This window comes from Nonomuraea spiralis, assembly GCF_014648435.1.
In the GTDB taxonomy this organism is placed as follows: domain Bacteria; phylum Actinomycetota; class Actinomycetes; order Streptosporangiales; family Streptosporangiaceae; genus Nonomuraea; species Nonomuraea spiralis.
In genome coordinates, this window is record NZ_BMRC01000013.1 from 95,115 (window position 1) to 111,945 (window position 16,831).

General features: G+C 74.2%; 13 protein-coding genes. 4 read left to right on the forward strand and 9 right to left on the reverse strand.

The genetic code is table 11. The features are described 5' to 3' along the window. The 3 genes from IEZ27_RS29965 to IEZ27_RS29975 are packed head-to-tail and all read right to left on the reverse strand — an operon-like array spanning position 1 to position 3,969. Positions 1-609 carry a hypothetical protein gene (locus IEZ27_RS29965; RefSeq protein WP_189650316.1) on the reverse strand — a complete coding sequence of 203 codons (609 nt, stop codon included), beginning with the start codon at positions 607-609 and terminating at the stop codon, positions 1-3. Further along, positions 606-1,874 (reverse strand): CHAT domain-containing protein, encoded by a 1,269-nt coding sequence (locus IEZ27_RS29970; protein WP_189650317.1) that lies wholly within the window; start codon positions 1,872-1,874, stop codon positions 606-608. The genes IEZ27_RS29965 and IEZ27_RS29970 overlap by 4 nt, the downstream gene beginning before the upstream one ends. Beyond that, entirely contained in the window at positions 1,867-3,969 is a 2,103-nt protein-coding gene (locus IEZ27_RS29975; RefSeq protein WP_189650318.1) for a hypothetical protein, read from the reverse strand. Before IEZ27_RS29975 ends, IEZ27_RS29970 begins: the two co-directional genes overlap by 8 nt. A 173-nt stretch (positions 3,970-4,142) precedes the next feature. Between IEZ27_RS29975 and IEZ27_RS29980 the strand changes: the two genes are divergently transcribed. From IEZ27_RS29980 to IEZ27_RS29990, 3 genes are all read left to right on the forward strand, one after another. Next, the gene (locus IEZ27_RS29980; RefSeq protein WP_189650319.1) at positions 4,143-6,032 is read left to right on the forward strand and encodes a hypothetical protein; all 1,890 of its coding nucleotides are present in this window, start codon (positions 4,143-4,145) and stop codon (positions 6,030-6,032) included. Positions 6,033-6,310: 278 nt separating this feature from the next. Continuing rightward, on the forward strand, positions 6,311-7,363 hold the full coding sequence (locus IEZ27_RS29985) for a trypsin-like serine peptidase (protein WP_189650320.1): 1,053 nt from the start codon (positions 6,311-6,313) through the stop codon (positions 7,361-7,363). Positions 7,364-7,505: 142 nt separating this feature from the next. Next, positions 7,506-8,756: a cytochrome P450 family protein gene (locus IEZ27_RS29990; protein ID WP_189650321.1), complete on the forward strand. Its 1,251-nt coding sequence runs from the start codon at positions 7,506-7,508 to the stop codon at positions 8,754-8,756. On the opposite strand, the gene IEZ27_RS29995 is transcribed toward IEZ27_RS29990, so the two are convergent. The 5 genes from IEZ27_RS29995 to IEZ27_RS30015 form a co-directional block, all read right to left on the reverse strand. Continuing rightward, positions 8,734-9,891 carry a CU044_5270 family protein gene (locus IEZ27_RS29995; protein WP_189650322.1) on the reverse strand — a complete coding sequence of 386 codons (1,158 nt, stop codon included), beginning with the start codon at positions 9,889-9,891 and terminating at the stop codon, positions 8,734-8,736. The genes IEZ27_RS29990 and IEZ27_RS29995 overlap by 23 nt on opposite strands. Next, positions 9,884-10,435, reverse strand: a complete 552-nt coding sequence (locus IEZ27_RS30000) for an RNA polymerase sigma factor (protein ID WP_125637977.1) — start codon at positions 10,433-10,435, stop codon at positions 9,884-9,886. Before IEZ27_RS30000 ends, IEZ27_RS29995 begins: the two co-directional genes overlap by 8 nt. A gap of 87 nt (positions 10,436-10,522) precedes the next feature. Continuing rightward, positions 10,523-11,251 (reverse strand): sigma-70 family RNA polymerase sigma factor, encoded by a 729-nt coding sequence (locus IEZ27_RS30005; RefSeq protein ID WP_229824471.1) that lies wholly within the window; start codon positions 11,249-11,251, stop codon positions 10,523-10,525. Between the two features lie 169 nt (positions 11,252-11,420). Next, positions 11,421-11,714, reverse strand: coding sequence for a hypothetical protein (locus tag IEZ27_RS30010; protein WP_189650323.1), 294 nt, complete (start codon positions 11,712-11,714; stop codon positions 11,421-11,423). Positions 11,715-11,720: 6 nt separating this feature from the next. Beyond that, complete coding sequence (locus tag IEZ27_RS30015) at positions 11,721-12,470, reverse strand: SDR family oxidoreductase (protein ID WP_189650324.1); 750 nt, start codon at positions 12,468-12,470, stop codon at positions 11,721-11,723. Between the two features lie 193 nt (positions 12,471-12,663). On the opposite strand from IEZ27_RS30015, the gene IEZ27_RS30020 reads away from it, so the two are divergent. Further along, complete coding sequence (locus tag IEZ27_RS30020; RefSeq protein ID WP_229824472.1) at positions 12,664-15,468, forward strand: LuxR family transcriptional regulator; 2,805 nt, start codon at positions 12,664-12,666, stop codon at positions 15,466-15,468. Between the two features lie 30 nt (positions 15,469-15,498). On the opposite strand, the gene IEZ27_RS30025 is transcribed toward IEZ27_RS30020, so the two are convergent. Further along, a complete protein-coding gene (locus IEZ27_RS30025) occupies positions 15,499-16,824 on the reverse strand; it encodes a cation:proton antiporter (RefSeq protein ID WP_189650326.1) in 1,326 nt (441 codons plus the stop codon). Between the last annotated feature and the right edge of the window lie 7 nt (positions 16,825-16,831).

Consider the following 16,831-nt stretch of genomic DNA (forward strand, 5'->3'; position numbering starts at 1 on the left):
TCACGCCTCCGTCCGGAGCCGGTGGCGGTCATCGGGATTGCGGCAGTACGGCGGCCGGGCGGGATCGAAGTACGCCAGGGAGTTGACCAGCCCGCAACCGGCCTCCCGGCACAGCACCCGGGCCAGGGGCAGCCCGGGAAGACCGTGGACGAGATGATCGTCGGACGACCCGTGGGGCCCCATCTCGCTGGGCTCCGGCACGTGCGCGCCCGACCCGAGATACCGCTGGACCGCCTCCACCGGCAGCACGCCGCTGATCCGCCGCCCGTCGTCGAGGAGGACGACGGCCTCGGCGCCCAGGTCGAGCAGCGTGACCGACAACCCGTCGCAGAACTCGGCGAAGGTCGTCCGCTCCGCGGCCACGACGCACGGCGGCGCGTGCACCCGGACGACGGCGTCCGGCCCGCCGTCGGCGGCGGCGGCCACGGCCCCGGCCGTCAGGCACGACACCACGCCGTCGCCTGAGTCGTCGCCGTCACTCTTCAGGACGACGACGTACCGGTGCCGGTCGAGATCGGCGGCGACGCGGCCGGGCGGGGCGTCGCCGGGCGCGGTGAGGAAGGAGCCGGTGGCGTGCGACAGCAGGGTGCTGTCCGGCTGGATCGTCATCTCCAGTCTCCGACGAGGACGAAGGGCGCCCAGTAGTACGGGTGGGCGAAGGCGAGGACGTCGTAGTCGGCCGGGGCGCGGCCGGGATGGCGCAGGGCCGCGCGGGCGCGGGCCAGCGCGGTCAGCAGCCGGGGGTCCGGCGCAGCGCCGCCGCCGGCGAGCTCCTCGTAGCCGTCCAGGGCGGCGGCGAAGTCGCCGGCCGCGTAATGGGCGTCGGCCAGGCTGCGCAGCAGCACCCGCCGCTGGGCGGCCCGGTCCTCGCCGGTCGCGGCCAGGGACTGGCGGCAGTGGTCCACGACGTCCCCGCGGGTGGTGCCGCGCAGCAGGATCTGGGCGGTCCGCAGCGCCTGCGCCCGCGGCGTGCCGGCCGCCAGCGCGCCGTAGAAGTAGCCCATGAACATGCTCGTGGACAGGTCGTCGACGGCCCACAGGCTGACCACGACGCTGGCCGCGCCCGCGTAGATCAGCGCGCGGGTCAGCCCGATCAGCTCGTCGCCCGCGTGCCGCTCGCTGACCCCGCTCTCGCAGGCGCTCAGCGTGATCAGCTCGGCGGGCATCCGCATGCCCATGATGCGTTCGACGGTCAGCAGGCCGTCGTCCTCCGGGCCTGGGGCCAGGAGCAGGCCGGAGCGCAGCGGGTCGTCGCCGGTGAAGTAGCCGTGGCAGGCCAGGTGGAGCACGCCGACGCCGCCGGCGTGCGCGTCCAGGTCGCCGGCGAGTGTGCCGATGGTCGCGGCGGCCTGCAAGCGGGCGGTCGCGTGCTCGGCGTACAGCCGGGTCAGTACGCCGACCTGCCCGTACGCGTGGACCAGCGGCGCCTCAGGCCGGGAGTCGGCGTAGACGAGGACCTGCCGCCGGCCGGGACGGGACTTGGCCCGGCAGTAGCGCATCACCGACGCGCTGGGCGAGTAGCACACCGGGTTGCGGTCGATCAGCGGGCCCGCGCCGGTGTCGAGCGCGTGCATAGGTACGTGGTGCAGCACGTCGTGCGGCACCAGCCAGACCACGTCCCCGGGCGCGCAATGCCGGGTCACCGGCTCGATCAGCATGCTCAGCGGCTCGGTCCACGTGCTCGGGTCGCGGGAACGGAACCGGGAGGTGGGCCCGGCCACGGCCAGGGTGTCGCGGACCAGCCGCCGCAGTTCCTCCCGGCCCAGGGGGATCGTCTCGACGGCCGGCTGGTCGAGGTCGGCCCGGACGATCTGCAGGATGGTGGCCCGCTCGGTGACCAGGAACTCGGCGAGGACGGTCGGCGGCTCAGGCATGGACGGGTCCAGGCGGGGTCGCTGTCTCGCCGCCCGGGGCGGCCAGCAGGCGGCGGATGTCGTCGTAGCCGGCGGGCTCGCCGCGGCGGAGCTGCGCGTACTCGGCTCCCTCGGGGCCGGCCTCGGCCAGCCGCCGCCAGACGTCGCCCAGCCGGTCGCGTACGGACCGCATCCGCGCCGTGTCGCCGGACTCCTCGACCCGCGACCACTCGGCCAGCAGCTCCCCCTCGGCCGCCGTGAGCCGGGCGTAGGAGGGCCCGGCAGGCGGGTCGAGCGCCGTGCCCAGCAACTCCAGCATCGAACGGGCGCGGGCCTGCTCGACGAGCTCGAACGCGGTCCGGGCGGGATGCGGGGGCCATGACCCGCCGGGGAAGAACTCCGCCTCGTTGAGCAGGCGTACCAGCTCGACGTAGAGGTCCTCCGACCCGCCCCCGAACAACATCCGCAGGTCGGCGCCGAGCAGGCCGCCGCGCAGCGCCTCCCTGATCTCCATCGCCCGCCGCAGGTTCCGGTACGCCCGGGACGGATCGACGGCCCGCTGCGCGATGCCGAGCTGGAGCAGCACCTGGGCGGCCATCGCGGGCAGCCGGTCCGCCTCCAGGGCGTCGGCCGCCTGCTCCAGCATGGTGCCCGCCGTGTCGTGGTCGCCGCGTACCCACAGCTCGGCGGCGGCGCGGATCAGGCCGCGCGAGCCGTCGTGGCTCCAGGAGGACAGGTTGGTGACGGGCAGGGGCTCGTCGGCGGCGGCGATGGTCTGCGCGAAGCGCAGCAGGCCGCTCGCCGAGTGCCAGGAGGCGGCCATCACGGCGTCCCAGCGCCGGTCGGCCGAGCGGGAGGAGACGATCACCCCGGCCGCCCGTCGTTCGGCGGTCAGCCGTCGCCGGCCGCGCCGCGCGGAGCCGAGCGCGCGGGCCTTCTCGTGCAGGACGACGGCCTCGTCGTGCTGCCGCAGCATCAGGTGGCAGACCGCGGCGCCCAGCAGCACCCAGCGCCGGGTCAGCGGGACCAGCGCCGGCTCCTCGATCAGCGGCAGCAGCCGCGGCAGGATCTTCTCCGGCGGCATCGGCGTCGTGGCCAGCGGTGACGGCACGGCGCCCAGCGCGAGGGCGGCGAGGAACTCGGCGCGCACGTTGTGCAGCCCGCTCGCCCGCCACCGGGTCGTGGCCTCCTCGTAGCCCTCCAGAGCCTCGTCGACGAACCCGCGGGTCATGCCGATGTCGCCGCGGGCGCTCGCGCAGCGGGCGCGGGCCAGGTTCAGGCTCCGCCGCTGCCGTTCGCCGGGCGAGGGGATCTCGGCCTCGGCCAGCTCCACGAGGCGCAGCGCCCGGTCGTGCCAGGCCATCGGATCGTTGCCGAGCCGCGGCGGCGTCAGGTGGACGGCGGCGACGGCGGCGTCCTGGCGTGCCGCGGTCGCCGGGGCCACCTCGGAGCACAGGCTGTAGACGAACGCCAGGTCCGGGGCCTTGCCCCGGCGGGCGGGGCGGCGCACCGCGTCGTCAAGCCACTGGTCGACGATGCGCTGCCGCATCACGGGCGGGGCGTCGAAGAAGCGGTGCGCGTCGAGCCCGCGTGGCGTCCAGTCGTTGTCGGGGCGGAGCAGGAGCAGCTCGTGCAGCAGGTTGTAGCCGACGATCCAGGCGGCGAACCCGGCAAGGTCCCCGCTTCCGGTCAGCATCGCCAGGTAGAAGGCGAAGGTGCCGCGGTCGACCAGGTAGCGCAGGAAACCCGTGGGGACCAGGCGGAGCGGCACGACGTCGACGGAGACCGCGGTGATGACCAGCGGCGCCGCGACGCACAATCCCGCCACCCACCAGGCGTTGGCCGCCGCCCAACCGGCGAGCGGGTCCAGGCCGGGCAGCAGCCGGGCGGTCAGGACGGCCAGGACGATCCCCCACAGGCCGCCCCGCCATTCGAGCAGCAGCGTGCGCCGCCGCTGCAACGGCGAGAGCACCGTCGCCGTCGCGTACGCCCGCCACCAGAGAATCGCCATCCCCGCCGTCGAGCCGAAGACCACGGGGGCCGGAATGGCGGGCGCCGGGAACGCCGGGAACACGGTGCCGCGCGATATCGCCACGGCCGTCGGAGTCAGGGCCATCAGGGCGAGAATCACTTGTGTCGTACGTAATCCAGGCAGCCGCTCAAAAGGATGGCGCACTCCTGCATAATCCCGAAATCCACCAAGAGGCGCCAGCTTTTCGCCGGGACCCGTGGCGGCCCGCGCGGCCCGCTCTATACCGTGGAACGAAACCCGCGTGGTGTGGAGGGGCCGTGTCCACCATCTCGCACGCTCCGTACCTGCTCGTCGTCGTCGCCGCCGTGTTCTGCGCTCTCGTCCACCGTCGCGTGGCGGCGCGCAACGGGCCGCGCGCCAAGATCGTGGTGGCCATGAACGCGCCCCGTCCGCTGCTCGGCGACCTGCCCGCGCTGGCCAAGCCGGCCGTGTTCTGGCTGGCCGCGCTGTGGGCGGCCCACGCCCTGCTGCCGTTCCCGCAGGCCGGCGAGCCGCCGGTGACCGCCGTCCTCCTCGCCGTCGGCCTGGTGGTCGGGGTGGCCGGCGTGGCGCCGCTGATCGCCGCGAGCTCGCTGCTGTTCGGCCCGATCCTGGCCGACACCGGATACACGCTGGCCCTGGTCGTACCGATGATCGCCGGCAGTCTCCTCCTCTTCGCCCTGGTACGGCCGGAGCGCTGGCGCGGCGACGTCGCCCAGCTGAGGGTGCTGGCCACCTACGGGAGCATCCACCCGCGCGGCCCCTCCCAGTACGTGGTGGCCGGGCTCGGCGTGGCCGCCGCCGCCGTGCCGGTCGTCGCCACCGCCCTCGTCCCGGCCGACCTCGGCCCGACCGGTACGGCGCTGCGCTGGCTCTGCTCGGCGCTGGTCGCGGTCCAGCTGCTGAGCTGGCAGCGGAGCCTGCGCCGCGAACACCGGTGGTCGCGCTCGTACGCCAACCTCTACCTCGCCGTGAGCGTGGCCGCCGGGTTCGCGGCGGCCGCCGTCTTCGGCGCGGAGGTCGTCCGCGCCTGGGTCCGGCACGACTGGCTGACCGGCTGGATCGGGGGGCTCGTCCTCACCGTCGCGGCCCTGCTCACCTGGGTCCTCACCAAGGGGGAGCCGGCCACCTTCCTGGTCGAGGCCCCGCTCCGGGTCGTACGGGCGGCGCTCACCTCCGCCGTCTTCCCGTGCTTCGCCGGGGTGTGCCTCTTCCCCTCCACCGGCACCGTCGTGGCGACCACGATCCTGGCCGCGGCGGAGACGGTCACCCTGGTCGCCGGCCGGCGGCGGCTGCTCGTCCGGGCGATGTCCCGGCGCACGCTCGCGCACGTCGCGCGCTTCGCCCCCGGCAACCGGGTCTACTTCCTGGGCCCCTGGCTGCACGACTCGATCTGGATCCGGCCGGCCCGTCCCGACCTGACGCTCGTCCGCGCCTACACCGGCATGGCGGCCGGCGCGGCCGGGGGCGAGATGATCCCGGGGCAGGCCGTCCTGGCCACGAACACCGACCTGCGCCGGCCGCTCGCCGGGGTCAAGGCGCTGCTCTGGACGACGCTGGCCACCGAGGCGCTGGACCAGGTGGACCGGGAGGTCGCGCCGCGTGTCCCGGCGGACGCCGTGCCCGGGTTGCGCGCCGCGCTGGAGGCCGCGCGGGCCGACGTCGACCTCGCCCGCGCGGTCGTGCACTCCACGGAGGACCAATGGCCCCAGGTGCCGGCCGCGCTGCGCGGCGCGGCGGAGCGCTACCAGCGCGTGGGGGCGCCCCACCGGGCCGCCCTGGCGGTGGCCCTGGCCGCGGTGGTGTCCGCCGTGCACCTGGCCCAGCCGCAGGCGGCGGAGCGGAGCCTGGACGCCGTGCCCGGTCCCGTCGCCGACATCCCCCCGATCCGGGGGCTCGGCCTGATCCTGCGGGCGCAGCTCGCCCCCGCCGACAGCGAGGAACGGGCGGCCCTGCTCGCCCAGGCCGACGCCGTCCCGTTCGAGTGGGCGAGCCTGGCCGGCGGGGCGGCGCGGGACGCGGGCCTGCCCGCGTGGGACGACGACCTCACGGAGGGCGTGCTGGGCCTGTGCCGCCGGTTGCGCGGGGCCCTGACCGTCGCGCCGCGTTTCACGATGGTGGAGGGCGGGGGAGCAATTCATGACGAAACTCTCATCCGCGTGGTGTGACGAATAAGACCGCCAATCTACGCAAATGCGGATAATGGGTTTCCGGCGTCCGGAAATTTCGTGAATTGGGCCAATATTTCGAAACTCCTTCAGGTTATTCGGGCGGTGAGCGCGTCCCGGGAGAGTGGTTCCACGTGAGGCGCGGGGCTCCGGCGCGGGTGGCCCCGTTTCGAACATGTGATCTAAAAAGTGTGGGGTTCTGGGGCCGGGCGTGGTTACGATCTTGGTGCTTGCCGGCCGTGCCGATCGGCCGGCCCTTCCGGACGGGAGAGATGTCCTTGAGACGTGCCTTGATCGCGCTGGGCGCCGGGCTGAGCCTGCTCGGCTCCGCCCTCGTCGCCGGTCCCGCTCAGGCGGCCACCGTGGTGACGGTCCCCCTGGCCACCGTCGTGGAGAAGGCCCGGTCGGTGGCCGGGTTCTGGCTCGCCGACGACGCCGCCAACCTGCGGAACGCCACGCCGTACACGCTGCGGACGGTGGCCGGCGGCGAACGCCTCACCACGGGAGCCGTCCCCGACGGGCCCGCGTACAGCGTCGCGCCGATCGGGCCGGAGAACCCGCCGGCGGGCGACCTGATCACGACGTCGGGCAAGGTGTTCTTCGTCGGCAGCGACGGCCTGCCCCACTGGTGCACCGGCACCTCCGTGCAGTCGAACTACCGCAACCTCGTCGCCACCGCCGGACACTGCCTGCTCGACACCGAGGCCCCGATGGGCAGCCTCGGCAAGTGGGTCTTCGTCCCGGCCTACTCCGACGGCGCCATGCCGTTCGGCCTGTACGTCGGCAAGCACGGCATCGTCCACAACGACTTCGAGAACGTCCTCGACTACGACCGGGACTACGCCTTCGCCACCGTCTACAACGGGGTCGTCCCGTCCTCCCCGGACGGGCTGACCGGCGTCGGCAGGCTGGGCGACAACGTCGGCGGCCTGGGCCTGGCGGCCAACCAGCCGCTCCCGCCCGCCGCCGACGTCTTCGGCTACCCCGCCGGGCTCCACCCCGACGGCACCGGCTCCTACACCGGCCGGACCCTCGAACGCTCCACCGGGCCGACGTTCGCGCTGCGGCCGGCCCGCCTGCCCGCGGACCGGGCCGTCGGCGTGGACTCGCCGTTCACGGGTGAGGGCTCGCTCGGGTCGGCGTGGGTGACCGGTTACGCGAGCGACACCCGTACCGGCTATCTGAACGGCCTCACGATCAGCGTGGCCGACACCGACGGCGACAACCGGTACGACACCGGCATCTCCCCGTACTTCGACACCGGGCTGATCCAGGTCTACCGGGACGCCGCCAACCGCTGGACCGGCTCCATCACGTACGTGTCCGGCTGATCCGCCGCCCGGGCGGCCGTGCGGCGGTCGCGGCGGTGACGTACGTCACAGTCGGTTCCGTCACGCGGCGCCCGGGCCGTCCGGTCAACCGGGTGTCCCGCCGAGCCGGACCCGTCGCGCCGCGACCTGAAGGAGGAGCCCCATGTACCAGCCCTCGCCGTTCGTCATCGATCCCACCGGTGCCGACCGACACGCCGAGTACCGGGCCCTGCGGGCTCGCGGCCCCGCCACCCCCGTGGACGTGCTCGGCCTGCGGGTCTGGGCCGTCACCGACCCCGCCCTGCTCAAGACCCTGCTGACCGGCCCCGACGTCTCCAAGGACGGCCGCGCCCACTACCCGGACTTCGACCGGACCACCCGCACGTGGCCGCTCGCCCTGTGGATCGAGGTCAGGAGCATGCTCACCGCGTACGGCGCCGACCACCGCAGGTTGCGGCGCATGGTGGCCCCGGCCTTCGGCGCCCGCCGTATCGCGCGGCTGAAGCCGATCATCCGCTCGATGGTCGAAGAGCTGATCGACGAGCTCGCCGAGGTGCCCGCCGGCCAGGTGGCGGACCTGCGCGAACGGCTGGCCCACCCGCTGCCCATCGCCGTCGTCGGCCACCTCATGGGCGTGCCCCAGGACCAGCGGGACGACTTCCGGCAGATCGTCGACCGTGTCTTCGACAGCACGCTCACGCCCGAGGAGGCTCAGGCCAACGCCGTACGCCTGTTCGAGACCACCGACCGCCTGATCGCCACCAAGCGCGCCGACCCCGGCGACGACCTGACCTCCTTCCTGATCGCGGCCCGTGACGAGGAGTCGGGCGGCGCGGGCTTCACCGACGACGAGCTGCGCGACACGCTGATCCTGATGATCAACGCCGGGTACGAGACCACCGTCAACGTCATCGACCAGGCCGTCTTCGCGCTGCTGACCTCCCCCGACCAGCTCAAACTGGTACGGGCCGGCCAGGCCACCTGGGAGGACGTCGTGGAGGAGACCCTCCGCCACGAGCCCGCCATCAAGTACCTGCCGTTGCGCTTCGCCGTCACCGACATCGAGCTTCCCGACGGGCGGACCATCGCCGCCGGGGAACCCATCCTCGCCGCCTACGGCGCCGCCAACCGCCACCCGGACTGGCACGGCCCGGACGCCGACACCTTCGACGTCACCCGCCGGGTCAAGGACCACCTGGCGTTCGGGTACGGCGTGCACTACTGCCTCGGAGCACCCCTCGCCCGCCTGGAGGTCGCCGAGGCCCTGCGCGCGCTCTTCGCACGCTTCCCGGCGATGGCCCTCGCGGTCCCCGGCGACGACCTGCGCCCGGTCCCCACCCTCATCAGCAACGGCCACCGGGAACTCCCCGTGATCCTGCGCCCGGCCGTGATCACGGGATGGGGCGGGAACTGAGCTTGCAGCCGCGAGGCCGGGTGGGCCTGTCGTCGGTCCAGCCGGCCCCGGAGGCACGGGCCGCGTAGTACGTGTAGGTGCCCTTGGTGAGCCCTTCGGCGTTCTCGGCCGCGATCGCGGCGTCGGACACCAGGACGGCGCCGGTCCTGGGGTCGAGGATGGTCGTGTACCGCTCGGCCACCTCGTCGTCCGCCCCGAACTCGGCGGAGTAACCCTCGCTCTTGACGAAGGCGACCGCGAGGCCCGGACGTCCCAGCGGATCGACGACCGTGCCGCCCGTCGTGGTGGTCGGCAGCCCGGCCAGGAGGCGGAGGGCCGCCGCCCGTACCGCGGGGCTGACCGGCATCTCCAGGAGCGCCGCCGAGCCGGACAGGAACTGCTCGAAGCTCTCATCCTGCCGGTCCGTACGCCAGATGCCGCGCAGCCTCTCCCGCAGCGCGCCGACGTCGGTGGGCAGCGCCGCGAGGGCTCCGAGCGTGAGGTCGCCCAGCCGCCGGTCGCCGAACACGCCATCCGGTTCGACGGCCCGCGTGTACACGCAGCCGGAGGGCTTGTCACCCACCCGGACCTTCCCGCAGTCCTTGGCGGGCGTGCCCGGGGTGCAGACCCGCTGGGCCGACGACGGCGAGCCGGCCGCCTTCCAGAGGCGTTCGTCGGCGGGCGTGGCCGGACGCACGCTCTCCAGCCGAACCCACGCCTGGACGGGATCGCGCGGATCGCGGGGCTGCCACAGATCGACGCGGGAGACGCGCAGCACGTTGAACCTCGTGTTCCCCGCCGTCACCCGCATCAGGCTGCTGTTGAGCAGCGGCCTGTGCCAGTACGCCCCCGTCCGGTCGGGAAGCCGGGCGACGTCGTCGGCGAGCCGGAGCAGGGCGTCGTTGCCGCGGGGCGGCGTGATCACCGGTCCGGGAGCCGGCGTCAGGCCCGCCACCAGGGCGATGACGGCGGTGACGACGGCGACGGTCGCCGCGGCGGTCCACCCCCAGGTGGCGCGGCGGCGCGCGGCCCGGCCCCGGACCGCCGACGGCTGGGCCTGGGCCGCCGACAGCCGGGCGCGGGCCCGGTCGACCACCTCGGACGACGGCGGCGGCGCATCAGGCAGGGACTTCGCCAGCAGGCCGAACTCATCCACGATTGTCCTCCAGAGGGTTGACGTCGCCGAGCGCCTTGCGGAGTTGTCCGCGGGCGCGGTTGAGGCGGGAGGCGACCGTGCCGGCCGGGATGTCCAGCGCGGCGGCGACCTCGGCGTGGCTGAGGCCGCCCAGCGCGTGGAGCAGGACGACGTCGCGGTCCCGGCGCTTGAGTCCGGCAAGCGCCCCCGCGAGCCTGCCGGTCAGCCCGCTCGCCGCCACCCGTGCCAGGGTCGCGTCCTCGTGGCTGTGCTCCTCGCGCTCCGCCATCCGGCCGAGCGCCTTCCATTTGCGCAGCTCACTGCGGTGGTGCCGTGCGATGAGATGCGTGGCGATCCCGTACAACCAGGGCCGTACGGCGCCACGGGACGGGTCGTAGCCACCCCGGTACGCGGCCAGGAACACCTCGGCGGCCGTGTCGTCGGCGACGTCCGCGGACAGCCGTCTGGCGATGTAGCGGTGGATCTCCGCGAAGTGCGCGGTGAAGATCTCCTCCCAGTCGGCCCGGAGATCGGGCGGGCCGGTGAGGCCGGGCGGTGTGGCCATGCAGGCAACTCCGATGGATCGAGTGAACGCCGGACACCTCTTGTTGCCCAGAGCCTCGCAGTGCTTTCACGCGGCGGCTTCGGCCGGTCAGTGACGCGGGGGGCGGTGGGTGAGATCGGCGGCGAGGACGGACTCCAGACCGGCGAGGTCGCCGGTGCGCGCGGCGGCCAGGAACGCGCCCACGAGGCGGCGGTGCGCGGCGGCCTCCACCGGGCGGCGCCGGTCGGTGGACAGCCGCGCGTGGGCACGCCGCACGAGCTGCCGCGTGTGGTCCGTGCCCAGGCCGAGGACCTCGGAGATCCGCCGGTAGGGATAGTCGAACGCCTTGCGCAGCAGGTACGAGGCGCGTTCGGCGGGCGTCAGCCGCTCCAGCAGCAACCTGATCGCCAGGTCGGCCTCCTCGTGCCGTTCGGCCGCCGTCTCGGGGCCGGGGTCGTGGTCCACGGTCTCGGGCAGCCACGGCCCGGCGCACGTCTCGCGGCGCCGGCGCGCGGACTGGGCGACGTTGAGCGCCAGCCTGGTGGTGGTCGTCGCGAGGAACGCGGGCGGGCTGATGACGACCGAGCGGTCGGCGCGCCGCCACCGCAACCACGCCTCCTGGACCACGTCCTCGGCCTCGCCCACGTCCTCAAGGACCCGCAGGGCGATCCCGTACAGCCTGGGGCGCGAGGTGGCGAACACCGAGGTGGCCGCGTCCAGTTCGCCGGACGGCGGGCGGCTGCCTGTCGCGTCGTCCCTGCCCGGCTCCAGCATGTTCATCGTCACGGTCTCGGCTCCGTTCGTACGACGGCATCCGGCGAATGCCACTGCCTTCACGGTCGTGTCCGGGCCTCCTCCGCCGCGCCCTTGGAAGTCCCTGGTCGACCCCCTGGCCCAGGGGCCCGGCCCCCCAGGGGACCCCGCGGGTACACCGGCAGGGCGCGGGGCGGAACCACAAGCGCCCGGCCCCCCTGACAGGGGCCGGGCGCTTCGCGGGGTCAGTCCTTCACGTGGACGGCGACGTGGGCGGCGACGTGGACGGCGACATGGACGGCGGGCAGCGGACCGGCCGCGTCGGGGGGCCTCCGGGCCGGGCTGCCTCCTCCAGCACCTCGACCGCGTCGAGCAGTCCGCGCAGGCCGATCTCCTCGCGTTCGGCGTCCGCCGGGTCGAACAGCCAGTCGGTGACCGGCAGGTCCATCTCCGTCTCGGGGTGGCTCCGCCGGACCTCGGTCAGTTCGATGCCGACCTCGATCCGGAGCTCGTACAGCGGGTCGTCCGCGTTGTCGGGGGTGCTCATGCCGGATCACCCCGCGTCCCGGTCGAGCCAGTCGCGGTAGGTGATCCGGCCGAGGACGGCGCCCTCGCCGGGCACCAGCGTACGTTCGCCCGGCACGCTGCCGAAGTAGCGCGCCTCCGGGTCGGTGACCACCTCGCGCGGGTCGCCCCAGGCGGCCAGCGCCCGGCGGAAGAACTCGTCCATCCGGTACCGCGTCGGTCCGGCCACCTCCAGGCGGCCGTTCAGCGGCGCGCCCACCGCGGTCCGGCCGACCGTCCGGGCGACCTCGTCGCCGGCGACCGGCTGGAAGAGCACGGGCGCGATGTGCACCTTGCCGTCGGCGGTGGCCGCGTCGGCGATGCCGCGGGCGAACTCGAAGAACTGCGTCGCGTGCACCAGCGAGTACGGGATCGGCGACTTCTCGATCAGTCGTTCCTGGGCGATCTTCGCGGCGAAATAGTCGTTGTCGGGCATGCGTTCGGTGCCCACCACCGACAGCGCGACGTGATGGCCCACGCCCGCCGCCGCCTCGGCCGCCAGCAGGTTGCCGGTGGACGTCTCGAAGAACTCCAGTACGGCGGCCCGTTCGAACGACGGCGAGTTCGACACGTCGATCACCACGGACGCTCCCACCAGCACCTCGGCCAGCCCCTCGCCGGTCAGCGTGTCGACCCCGGTGCCGGGCGCCGCCGCGACGGCCTCGTGCCCGTGCTCGGTCAGCTTGGTCACCAGCTTGGACCCGATCAGACCGGTTCCGCCGACCACTACGATCTTCATCGAGAGACCTCCCTCTTGTCGCCGGGGCACCCGTGTGCCGTCCGGTCACAACCAAGACCGGGCGGCCTTCCGGCCTGTGACAACCGCCGCCGTTTTCTTCCCGGAACCGGGCCGACCGTGGGCTCGGCCGCTCGGTAGGGTGTCTGGCGACAAAGGTGCCGTGCAACAACAAACCCCAGCAAAGGGCGACACCGTGACCGAGACCGGGCCACTGCGGGGACGGCATCGCGAGCTGGCGGAACTGGACGCGCTGGTGGAGCGCGCCCGCGCCGGGCGCAGCGGCGCGCTCGTCGTCTTCGGCGAGGCCGGCGTCGGCAAGACCGCGCTCCTCGACCGGATGGTGGCGGCACGGCCCGGGACCGGCGTCCGGGTGGAGCGCGTCGTCGCCTGGGAGTCGGAGATGGAGCTGGCCTACGCGGGGCTCCAGCAACTGTGCGGGCCCATGATGGGCTCGGTCGTACGCCTGCCGGGCCCGCAGCGGGAGGCGATCGAGGCGGCGTTCGGCCTGCGCGCGGCCGGCGCGCCCAGCCCGTTCCTCGTCGGGCTCGCGCTGCTCGGGCTGCTCACCGAGGCCGCGGACGGCCGGGCGCTGCTCTGCGTGGTCGACGACGCCCAATGGCTGGACGAGGCGTCGGCGCGGGCGGTCGCGTTCGCCGCCCGGCGGCTCGACGCCGAGGGGATCGCCGTCGTCCTCGCCATGCGCACCGTCGGCGCGGTGTTCACCGGGCTCCCGCGGCTCGCCGTCGAAGGACTGGGCCACGACGACTCGCACGAGCTCCTGCGCCTGGCGGTCCCCGGCGGCCTCGACCGGCGCGTACGCGACCAGCTCGTCGCCGAGGCACGCGGCAACCCGCTCGCCCTGCGCGAGTTGCCGCGGGCGCTGAGCCCGGCCGAGATCGCCGGCGGCTTCACCCTGACCGGCTCGATGCCGCTGGAGAGCCGCATCGAGCAGAGCCTCGTCGCGCAGCTCGCGCCGCTGCCCGGATCGGCGCGCCTCCTGCTGCTGCTGGCCGCCGCGGACCCGACCGGCGATCCCGGCCTGCTGTGGCGCGCGAGCGCGGCGCTGGGGCTCGGCCAGGCGGACTTCGACGCCGCCAAGGAGGCCGACGCGCTCACCGTCGGCGCGCGCGTCAGCTTCCGGCACCCGCTCGTCCGGTCGGCGGTCTACCGTACGGCGTCCCAGGAGTGGCGGCGGCGCGTGCACGCCGCCCTCGCCGACGCCACCGGCGCCGGACGCGACCCCGACCGCCAGGCCTGGCACCGGGCGAGCGCGACGCTGCGCCCGGACGAGGAGGTCGCCGCCGACCTCGAACGTTCCGCCGCCCGGGCGCGCGCCCGTGGCGGAGCCGCCGCCGCGGCCGCGTTCCTGGAACGGGCGGCGGAGCTGACGCCCGACCCGGTCCTGCGCGGGCAGCGGCTGATCGCGGCGGCCGAGGCCAAGCACGACGCGGGCGCGCCCGCGGCCGCCCTGCGCCTGCTCGACACCGTCGGCGGCCATCCGCTGACCACGCTGCAGCAGGCCCTCGTCGTACGGCTGCGCGCCCGCGCCGGGTACGCACTCCGCCGCGACGCCAGCGGGCCGGGGCTCCTCCTCGCCGCGGCCCAGGGACTCGAAGGGCTCGACCCGGTGCTGGCCCGCGACACCTACATCGAGGCGCTGGCGGCGGCGATCTACGGCGGCCGGCTCGGCGACGCCGCCCAGGTGACCGCCGTGGCCACCGCCATCCTGCGCGCCACCCCCGCCACCGAAGCTCCCGCCACCGAAGCTCCTGACGGCGGGACGGCCGGGGGCGGGCGGGCGCGGGACCTGATCCTGCGCGGTCAGGCGTTGCTGGCCGCCCACGGTCAGGAGGCCGCGATCGAGACCCTGCGCCAGGCGCAGCGCGCGTTCCTGGAACAGGCCCCGGACTCCCTGGAACTGCACTGGATGTGGTTCGCCTCCCGCGCCGCCCAGGACCTCTGGGACGCCCGCGCTCTGCGCGCCCTCGCCGACCGGCAGGTCGAGCTGGCCCGCGCCGAAGGCGTCGTCACGGTGTTGCCGATCGCGCTGAGCCTGCTGATGCTGGCCCAGACCGTCGACGGCGACCTGGACGCGGCCGAGGCGTCCTGCGACGAGATCGACGCCATCAAGGACGTCACCGGCCACCCGCTGCCGCAGTACGGAAGGCTCTTCCTGGCCGCGTACCGGGGACAGGCCGGCGAGACGGAACGGCTGGCGGCGCGGATCCGGGCCGACTCGTACGCGCGCGGCGAGGGTTACGGGCTGAGCGCGGTCAACTTCTCGCAGGCCATCCTCTACAACGGGCTGGGCCGGTTCGCCGAGGCCGTCGAGGCGGGGCGGCGCGAGCTGCCGTACACGCACGAGCTGAGCCACGCCATGCGTACCCTGCTCGAACTCGTGGAGGCGGCCGCCCACACCGGCGAGCAGGCGCTCGCCGAGCAGGCGTTCGAGCAACTGGCGGGCGTCACCCGGCCGGTGGGCACGAACTGGGCCCGCGCCGTGCTGACGATGGCGAGGGCGCAGCTCGGCCCGCCCGGCACGGCCGAGCCCCTGTACCGGGAGGCGATCGAACGCTTCGAACGGGAACGCATCCCGATCATGGTCGGGCGCTGCCGCCTGCTCCTCGGCGAGGAACTGAGCCGCCTGGACCGGCGCGCCGAGGCCGCCGAGCAGCTTCGGGCCGCGTACGAATCGCTGTCCGGCTGCGGCCTGAACGGCTTCGCCGAACGCGCCGCCCGCGAGCTGCGCGCGCTCGGCCAGGCGCCGCGCGCACGCCCGTACGAACCGGCGGCCCGCCTCACCGACCAGGAGCTCAACGTCGCCCGCCTGGCCCGCGAAGGGCTCACCAACCGCGACATCGGCGCCCGCCTGTTCATCAGCGACCGCACCGCCGAATACCACCTGCGCAAGGTCTTCATGAAACTCGGCATCAAGGCCCGCACCGACCTCCGCACCGCCCTGTCCGACCCCGACCGCCCACCCGCCTCGGCTCAGTAGCCGTACCGGGCGGCCTATAGGGCGGGGGAGTCAGGCGGAGGTGCTGGTGCCGGTGGTGGTCCAGGCGCGGTGGGCGGTTTCGCGGATCTCCTCGTCGGCGGTCTGTTCCACCCGGGACATCGCGGCGCGCAGGATGGGCGGGGTCATCAGGGAGGTGACGATGGCGACCAGGACCACCAGCGTGTACGCCTCGACGCTGAGGATGCCCAGCCGCAGCCCGACCATGGCGACCACGACCTCGATGACGCCGCGGGCGTTGAGTCCGGCGCCGAGGGCGAGGGCCTCCCAGCGGTTGAGCTTGCTGAGGCGGGCGCCGGCGTAGGCGCCGAGGAACTTGCCGACGATCGCCACGGCCAGTACGGCGAGGCCGGCCAGCAGGACCGGCGGGCGGGCGAGGGCGGTCAGGTCCATGCGCAGGCCGGCGGTGGCGAAGAAGACGGGGGCCAGGCCGTACAGGGTCACGGTGCGCAGCGGGGCGAGCCGGGCCGGGTCGACGCGGCCCGCGCTGCCGATGAGCATGCCCATCACGAAGGCGCCGAAGACCGACTCCAGGCCGAGCGCGTGCGTCCCGGCCGAGGCGAGCACGATGAGGACGACCGCCGTCCCGACCGTCGGGCCCGCCTCGGGGGACCTGGCGGCCAGCCGCATCGCGCCGCGCACCAGCGGACGCCCGACGGTGAGGGCCAGGACGACGATGACCATCAGGTAGGCCAGCGAGGTGAGCACGGTGCCCGTGGTGACCGCGTTGACGGCCATGGCGCTGACGATCGACAACATGAACCAGCCGAACGCGTCGTCGATCATCCCGGCGGTGAGGGTGAGCTGGCCGATGTTGCGGTGCAGCAGTTTCATGTCGATGAGGGTCTTGGCCAGTACGGGGATCGCGCTCACGCACATCGCCACGCCCATGAACAGCGCGAACACCGTCATGTCGGTGCCCTCGGGGACGATGGCCTTGGGCAGCAGGAACCCGGTCGCGATGCCGAGCCCGAGCGGGATGAGCAGCCCGCCCGCGCTGACCCCGGCCGCGGTCGCCGCCCGCTTCCGTACGAGCCCCAGGTCCATGTGGATGCCGGTCAGCCCGACCAGCAGCAGCACGCCGATCTGCCCGACGGCGTCCAGGAGGTGGAACTGGCCGGGGTCGGCGGGGAAGAGCCAGCGCTGGAAGTCCGGCGCGACGTGCGCCAGGATCGACGGCCCGAGTACGACCCCGGCGAACAGCTCGCCCACCACGGCGGGCAGCCGGAACCGGGCCGCGAGCGCCCCGAGTGCCAGCGCGAGCGCGAGCATCAGTCCGACTTGCAGCAGGAAGACGAGCAGGTTGTGCGCGCCTATGGGGGCGATGGGCGTGTGCATGAATGAA

Bases quoted from the DNA above. Each gene is read 5' to 3' on its own strand.
- IEZ27_RS29975 (WP_189650318.1), bottom strand. From the start codon at position 3,969: ATGGCCCTGACTCCGACGGCCGTGGCGATATCGCGCGGCACCGTGTTC.
- IEZ27_RS30010 (WP_189650323.1), bottom strand. From the start codon at position 11,714: ATGAGCACCCCCGACAACGCGGACGACCCGCTGTACGAGCTCCGGATC.
- IEZ27_RS29970 (WP_189650317.1), bottom strand. From the start codon at position 1,874: ATGCCTGAGCCGCCGACCGTCCTCGCCGAGTTCCTGGTCACCGAGCGG.
- IEZ27_RS30000 (WP_125637977.1), bottom strand. From the start codon at position 10,435: ATGGCCACACCGCCCGGCCTCACCGGCCCGCCCGATCTCCGGGCCGAC.
- IEZ27_RS30025 (WP_189650326.1), bottom strand. From the start codon at position 16,824: ATGCACACGCCCATCGCCCCCATAGGCGCGCACAACCTGCTCGTCTTC.
- IEZ27_RS30015 (WP_189650324.1), bottom strand. From the start codon at position 12,470: ATGAAGATCGTAGTGGTCGGCGGAACCGGTCTGATCGGGTCCAAGCTG.
- IEZ27_RS29990 (WP_189650321.1), top strand. From the start codon at position 7,506: ATGTACCAGCCCTCGCCGTTCGTCATCGATCCCACCGGTGCCGACCGA.
- IEZ27_RS29965 (WP_189650316.1), bottom strand. From the start codon at position 609: ATGACGATCCAGCCGGACAGCACCCTGCTGTCGCACGCCACCGGCTCC.